The sequence below is a fragment of the Nonomuraea sp. NPDC049784 genome (assembly GCF_040659615.1).
GTDB lineage: Bacteria > Actinomycetota > Actinomycetes > Streptosporangiales > Streptosporangiaceae > Nonomuraea.
Map to the genome: position 1 here is coordinate 1 of NZ_JBFAMX010000608.1, position 6,209 is coordinate 6,209.

7 protein-coding genes are annotated in these 6,209 nt (G+C 68.8%); 5 read left to right on the top strand and 2 right to left on the bottom strand.

The window, feature by feature from the left end; translation table 11 throughout:
• Positions 1–1,016, bottom strand: a 1,016-nt coding sequence (locus tag AB0J09_RS53350) for a class I SAM-dependent methyltransferase (RefSeq protein ID WP_360709773.1), incomplete at its 3' end; no start/stop codon positions are given.
• Between the two features lie 103 nt (positions 1,017–1,119).
• On the opposite strand from AB0J09_RS53350, the gene AB0J09_RS53355 reads away from it, so the two are divergent.
• Both AB0J09_RS53355 and AB0J09_RS53360 read left to right on the top strand, forming a co-directional pair.
• Positions 1,120–2,559 carry an aldehyde dehydrogenase family protein gene (locus AB0J09_RS53355; RefSeq protein WP_360709775.1) on the top strand — a complete coding sequence of 480 codons (1,440 nt, stop codon included), beginning with the start codon at positions 1,120–1,122 and terminating at the stop codon, positions 2,557–2,559.
• Between the two features lie 19 nt (positions 2,560–2,578).
• Entirely contained in the window at positions 2,579–3,454 is an 876-nt protein-coding gene (locus tag AB0J09_RS53360; RefSeq protein ID WP_360709777.1) for a tetratricopeptide repeat protein, read from the top strand.
• A 163-nt stretch (positions 3,455–3,617) separates the two neighbouring features.
• On the opposite strand, the gene AB0J09_RS53365 is transcribed toward AB0J09_RS53360, so the two are convergent.
• Positions 3,618–4,460 (bottom strand): alpha/beta hydrolase, encoded by an 843-nt coding sequence (locus AB0J09_RS53365; RefSeq protein WP_360709785.1) that lies wholly within the window; start codon positions 4,458–4,460, stop codon positions 3,618–3,620.
• 145 nt (positions 4,461–4,605) lie between these two features.
• Between AB0J09_RS53365 and AB0J09_RS53370 the strand changes: the two genes are divergently transcribed.
• The 3 genes from AB0J09_RS53370 to AB0J09_RS53380 form a co-directional block, all read left to right on the top strand.
• Complete coding sequence (locus AB0J09_RS53370; RefSeq protein WP_360709779.1) at positions 4,606–5,040, top strand: hypothetical protein; 435 nt, start codon at positions 4,606–4,608, stop codon at positions 5,038–5,040.
• Positions 5,041–5,232: 192 nt separating this feature from the next.
• Positions 5,233–5,613, top strand: coding sequence for a hypothetical protein (locus AB0J09_RS53375; RefSeq protein WP_360709781.1), 381 nt, complete (start codon positions 5,233–5,235; stop codon positions 5,611–5,613).
• Between the two features lie 127 nt (positions 5,614–5,740).
• On the top strand, positions 5,741–6,209 hold a 469-nt coding region (locus AB0J09_RS53380), incomplete at its 3' end, for an acyl-CoA dehydrogenase family protein (protein WP_360709783.1).

The following is a 6,209-nucleotide window of genomic DNA, read 5'->3' on the forward strand; positions in this document are numbered from 1 at the left end:
TCTTCGTCGGCGAAGGCCAGGACCCGCATCATGTTCCCGCCGTCGCTGAGCTCCACGTTACGGCGCAGCCTGCGCACCAACGGGCCGGACAGGCGGGCCGTGCCGGCCTCGACCGTGTCGCCGTAGTGGTGCGCGAAGGCGACGCCCGCGAAGCCGGTACGGCCCAGCAGCGTGCGAACGGTCTCCGGCGAGTAGAACATCAGGTGGTTCTTGGTGAAGCCGTTCCACGCCGGCCCGTACGCCTTGAGCAGCGTCGACCGCGCGTTCACGGTCAGGATGAGCAGCACCCCGCCGGGCGCCAGCAGGCGCCTGAACCTCCTGAAGTCGTCCAGCGGCCTGGGCAGGTGCGCCAGCACCGACCAGAGGGTGATCACGTCGAACCCGCCCGCCGCGATCTCCGGCACCTCCTCGGGCGCGCCGCAGTACGTCCGCACCGTGCTCAGCCGCTCGTTGGCCTGAGCCACGGACTCGGGCGACAGGTCCACCCCGCAGGCGTCGAACCCACGCCGCTCGGCCAGCTCGAGAAACAGCCCGGCCCCCGAGCCGAAGTCGAGCAGCCGCCGCTCCTTGCCCTCGTCGAACACCGGCGAGAACGCCTTCATGGTCAGCTCGTAGCGGCGCTGCCGGTTGGCGGCATAGTTACCGGTCAGGAAGGTGTGGTAGCCGGTGGCGTACAGGTCGCCGAGGCGTTCTGGACGGATGTTGGGGTTGCGGTAGAGAAAGCCGCAGCCCGGGCAGCGGACGACGTGGTAGCGCCATCCGTTGCCGCCGGGTGAGAAGAGCGGCTGCTGGCGGGCGTCCCCGCACATCATGCAGCTCAGGAACTCCTCGTTCTCCTTCATCGGCCTGAGCTGCCGGTAGTCGGCCAGCTCCATGACCGGGGCGCGCCTGGTCAGCCGCCGCCACTGAGCCTCGCGTACGAGCCGCTCCCCTGGACGGACGTAGACGCGCTGACCCCACGGAATGCGGTCATATCTGGAGCCATAGGCCAACCGGCCCAGCAGTCGATGTGCCATGCGAAGCGTCCTGCCCGGCCACCTTGATAGCCATGCGTACAGGTTCGCCTACTTTACGTGACTTTAGGTGTTCAAGTCGTCAAGCAAGCGTATGCTTGGGCACGTGCCTGACTATCGCAATCTCATCGGCGGCGAACCGGTCCCCGCAAGCGACGGCAGAACCCTCGATTCGGTCAATCCGGCCACCGGGGAGGTGTGGGCGCGGATCCCGGCCAGCGGGCCCCGCGATGCCGAGGCAGCCGTGGAGGCGGCCCGCCGCGCGTTCCCCGCCTGGTCGGCGCTGCCCGCCCTGGCCAGGGCGGGCTACCTGCGCAAGGTGTCGGAGGTGTTCGCCAGGAACGCCGAGGAGCTGGCCAGGCTGGAGACACGCGACAACGGCAGGATCCTGCGCGACACGCTGAAGAAGGACCTGCCGGGGATGGCGTACCTGTGGCAGTTGGCCGCCGGGCAGTGCCTGGACGCGGTCAAGGGCGACACGGTCGTCCTGGGCCCCGACACGCTCGGGCTGACGCGGCGGGAGCCGTACGGGGTGGCGGTCTGCATCATCCCGTGGAACTCCCCCATCTCGACCTTCTCCGCCAAGGCGGCGTACGCGCTGGCGGCCGGGAACACGGTGATCGTCAAACCGGCCGAGCAGGCGAGCGCGTCGGTGCTGCGGCTGGGCGAGCTGCTGGCGGAGGTGTTCCCGCCCGGGGTGCTCAACATCGTCAGCGGCCTGGGCGAGGAGGTCGGGGACGCACTCGTACGGCACCGCGACGTAGCCAAGATCAGCCTCACCGGCTCGACGGCCACCGGCCAGGCGATCACCCGGGCGTCGGCGGACGCGCTCAAGCCGCTGACGTTCGAGCTCGGGGGCAAGTCCCCCAACATCGTCTTCCCGGACGCCGACCTGGACGCGGCCGCCCAGGGCGTCACCGTGAACTCCGTCTACACCGGCAACGCCGGGCAGGTGTGCGTGGCGGGCTCCCGCATCCTCATCCACCGCTCGATCTGGGACGAGATGCTGGGCCGCATCGAGCGAATCTGCGCGGAGCTGGTCCTGGACGACCCCCTGGACCTGCGGACGACCATGGGCCCGATCGTGTCGTCGGCGCAGTACGAGCACGTCAAGTCGTACCTCGAGCTGGCGGAGAAGGAAGGAGCGAGCCTGGTCTTCGGCGGCCGGACGGGGGCCGAGGTGGTGCCCGGCCTCCCTGGCGGCTACTGGGTCGCCCCCACCCTCTATACGACCACCGACAACTCGCTCCGTATCTGCCAGGAGGAGATCTTCGGCCCGGTGGCCGTGGCCGTGCCGTTCTCCTCCGACGAGGAGGCCCTGGAGATCTCGAACGACTCCCGCTACGGCCTGGCGGCGGGCGTCTGGACGCGCGACCTGGGCCGCGCGCACCGCTTCGTGCGCGATCTCCAGAGCGGTACGGTGTGGGTGAACACGTTCCGCCAGATGCCGCCCGGGCTGCCGTTCGGGGGCGTCAAGGACAGCGGGTACGGGCACGATTCGGTCCTCGAGTACACCCGCGAAAAGGCAGCCATAATCCAGATTTAGTCGGATAGATTTACCCCTCATGAGCGAGGGGATCAAGGACCAGCCGGGCCTTTCGGAGGTAGCCGCCCAGTCCCGTGCGTCGGTGCTGCGCAGCCGCGCCGAGTCGTACATCGCCCTGTCGAGACACGACGCCGCGATCGCGGACCTGACGGAGTCGATCGCGCTGGTGCCCGACAGCGCCCGCGCCTGGCGGCTGCGCGGCGAGAGCCACCGCGTCATCGAGCGCTACGAGGCCGCGCTGGAGGACTTCGACGAGGCGCTCCGGCTGGAGCCGGACAGCGCGTACGCGCTGGGCTCACGCGGCCAGACGTACGCCGCGATGGACCGCCTGGACGACGCCATGGCGGACTTCGAGCACGCCCTCACCCTCGCCCCGGACTCGCTGTGGATCCTGGAGGCCAAGGCCGACGCCCTGGTGGACCTCGACCGCCTGGACGAGGCCCTGGAGGTGCACGGCAAGATCATCGCCCTGAACGAGGACCTGCCCTACTCCTGGGTCGCCCGCGGCGACCTCTACCAGCGCAGGCACCTCTACGCCGAGGCCATCGACGACTACACGAAGGCCCTGGAGGTCAATCCCGATTACGTGCGCGCGCTGAGCCGCAGAGGCGAGGCCCTGCGCATGACAGACCGCTACGAGGAGGCGCTGGCCGACCTCAGCCGCGCTGTCGAGCTGGACCCGGAGAACGACCGCGCCTACGGCAGCCGCGGCGCGGTGCTGAGCGAGCTGGGCGAGAACGAGGCGGCACTGGACGACCTGAACCGGGCGATCGAGCTGGACCCCGAGTACATCTGGGCGTTCCGGGTGCGCGGGGAGATCCTCCAGGAGCTGGACCGCCACGAGGAGGCGGTCTCCGACTTCACCCGTGCCCTCCACCTGGAGTTCGGCGACTGAGCAGTGCAAGGGGTAGGTGCTGCGCTCGGACGCCTTCCTGAGACGCTTTCGCCCTTCCTTGGCCATCCGTGCTCAGGGTGGGATCCCGACCGGCTGGCTGACAGCGATCCAGTCGAGCACGCATGCCATGTCGACTGGACGACGGACGACGCCGGCCGGCCAGCTATCGGGCGTTCTCGTGGAGCCAGTCCAGGGCTTTTGCGGCGGCGTGGAGGACCGAGATGTGGCCGTGGCCGGGAAATATCTGGATCTGCGCCGAAGGGCAGTGCCGGGCCAGCCACTTGCCGTGCGAGCTGGGCACGACGCGGTCCTCGTCGCCGTGCATGAGCAGCGTCGGCGCTGTGATCTGCGCGGGGTCGCATCCCCACGGGTTCACGTACGCGAGGTCGTCGTCGATCGGCCCGCCCTGGCCGCCCTCGAGCGCCGGGCCGACGACACTGCCGAACCACGACCAGTCGCCTTCCAGCGCGGCATGATCGGCCGGGGTGAACATCTCCGGGTCGTACTCGGCCGACGCTTCGTGTCGCTCCTTCGCCGCGCGGCCCTGGACGGCGGCGCGCAGTGACTCCTGGCCGGAGGCGTACATGCCCGCGAACCAGTCAAGACCCTCCGCACCGTACGGGGCCAGGCCGGACACACTGACGACGGCCAGCACGCGCTCCTGGAGCAGGGCGCCGCAGGCCAGGGCGTGTGAACCGCCGCCGGAGTGGCCCATGACCGCGAACCGGTCGATGCCCAGCACGTCGGCGACCCGGGACACGTAGCCGGCCGCCGACGCCAGGTCCCTCCCCATCGAGGGGATGGAGCCGCCGTAGCCGGGCCGGTCGTAGGACACCCATCGGATGCCGAGCTGTTCGGAGACGGGGAAGAGCGGCTCAGGCGGCGTTCCGATGTTCGGCGTGCCGTGGTGCCAGAAGACGGTCAGCGGATGGGGCGCGTCCTCCCGGACGGTGTCGTAAACGTGCAGCGTACGGCCATCGCCGAGGTCGAGATCGAACTCCTTCATCACGCCGCGAGCTTAACGATCGCCACCGACAGCTTGCGATGTACCCCGTCTCGGGTGTCTTCCGTCACATCTGACCCTGACCGTCACGTTCTAGAACTTCATGGAGTCAAATAGATGATCTAGTGGCCTTTCACCGGAGGGCATCATGAAGACCAAGCTGGTTCCCGTCGTGGCCGGGGCGGCCGTCGCGCTCGCCCTGACCGCCGTCCCCGCGTCGGCGGCCACCGCCTCGAAGCACATCGACGTGTCCTGCTCCACCACGTACAAGGGGACCCGATACACCGGAACCGTCCGCGTCTACTACACGGGCACCATGCGCGAAGGCAGGGGCACTGTCACGTCCATGAAGTACAGGATCTCCAACAAGACCTTCCGGACGAACAACAATGTCGAGTTCGACCACTCCTGGGACTTCACCCGCACACCGACGACGAACCGGGACAACGGCGTGGCCGACGGGCTCTGGCACGGTTTCAGGAAGAAGGACTACAGGTACGTCGACACCAAGTTCCTGTGGGTCAAGTTCGTTTTCGACCTGTCCGGGCATGACCCGAGCTGCAGTACCTCCGTCTCCCCGTGACGCGGAGACATCGCCACCGAGGTGATCTCATCCCGCCAGCGATTTTTTGTCACCCCGGGAGGAGGGAAACCACACCTCACGCCACCCGCCGCTCGCCACGATCTTGAGCCGGTTTGCCACCATGTACTCACTGGCAGTGGGACCCGGTCGTCAGGACACGGGCCCTTCCGACTAGCGCAAAGGCCGGGGGAGATGGATGTAGAGGCGGCGATTCGCGAATTGAAACAGCGTTTGGCGGCCCTCGAAGCAATGATGTGCTCCGACGACACGACCTCCGGCCATGACAACGTGCTTTACGGTCGCTTCCCGACAAAGGGGCGCACGCCAGGGAAAGGCGTCACCACGCTGGAAGTCGCCATCGCCGAGGTTCGGGCCGACGTCGCCGACCTCCGCATCGGGCTGAGCCAGGACTTCGCGGTTCTGCGGGACGAATTGGCCGGTCTTCGACGGCAAACGGACGAGCAGTTCGCCTCGGCTCGGAGCAAGATGCTCAGGCAGTGTGAGGCCCTGCGATGCGACATGATCGACTTGGCGGTCAGGCTCGATCGTTTGCTGGACAGACGGGGCGCGTAGAGCCGGCATGCCCGGCGAAAAGACGGTGGTCCGGGACCGCTCCACCGTCAGAACCCGGGGAGCGTACTCGGGCGAGGCTGCGGGCAGCCGATGGTTTTCGGGCGGATCATCTTCTACGTTCGGACGTATGGGTATCGGGCTGACCGAGGAACACCGGGCGCTGGCCGCCTCCGTGCACGGGCTCGCCGGGCGGGCGCCTGACCACGCCGCCCTGGCCGGGCAGGGGATTCTGGGGCTGCATCTGCCTGAGAAGTGCGGCGGGCAGGGGTTCGGGCTGCTGGAGCTGTGCGTCGCGCTGGAGGCGCTGGGCGAGCGGCGCGTCCCGGGGGCGTACCTGCCGACCGTCCTCACCTCGGCCGTTCTCGCCTGGCCGGGAGACTCGACCGGTCTCCCCGACGACAGGAAAAGGCTGATCGCCGGGCTCGCCGGCGGGTCCGCCACCGCCGCCGTCGTGCTGGCCGGAGATCCGGACGACGCCCTCGCGCTGGGGGCGCCGGAGGCGGACCTCTTTCTCGTGCCGGTCGACGGCGGCGGGTGGGCGGTGCTCGACCGTGCCGACGTCGCCGCCGAGCCCGCCGGCGGCGTGGACCTTGACC

Coding starts and splice junctions, on each gene's coding strand:
- AB0J09_RS53370 (WP_360709779.1), top strand. CDS start 4,606: ATGAAGACCAAGCTGGTTCCCGTCGTGGCCGGGGCGGCCGTCGCGCTC.
- AB0J09_RS53375 (WP_360709781.1), top strand. CDS start 5,233: ATGGATGTAGAGGCGGCGATTCGCGAATTGAAACAGCGTTTGGCGGCC.
- AB0J09_RS53360 (WP_360709777.1), top strand. CDS start 2,579: ATGAGCGAGGGGATCAAGGACCAGCCGGGCCTTTCGGAGGTAGCCGCC.
- AB0J09_RS53365 (WP_360709785.1), bottom strand. CDS start 4,460: ATGAAGGAGTTCGATCTCGACCTCGGCGATGGCCGTACGCTGCACGTT.